Genomic DNA, 235 nt, shown 5'->3' on the forward strand with positions numbered 1-235 from the left:
GATACATTGAGCTAAATCCCGTGAGGGCTTGCATGGTGGATGATGCTGAAGACTATACATGGTCGAGCTACAGAGCCAGAGTTCAACTTCAACCAGGTTTTGATTGGCTGGATATTTCTGCCTGCTATTCCGCTTTGGGAGAAACTTCTGAAATACGAAAAGATCGGTATATATCGTTTTTAAGGCAGGCTGCTTCGAAGGACGAGTTAAATCTCATTAGGTCAGCCTTGCAGCG

Annotated in this window: 1 pseudogene; it reads left to right on the forward strand. The window is 45.1% G+C overall.

What is annotated here, in order from left to right:
* Positions 1 to 32 precede the first annotated feature (32 nt).
* Positions 33 to 235: pseudogene (locus NTD82_RS04805) on the forward strand (transposase); the annotation flags it as partial.

Origin of the sequence: Pseudomonas sp. 5P_5.1_Bac1 (genome assembly GCF_025466015.1) — a bacterium.
In the GTDB taxonomy this organism is placed as follows: Bacteria; Pseudomonadota; Gammaproteobacteria; order Pseudomonadales; family Pseudomonadaceae; genus Aquipseudomonas.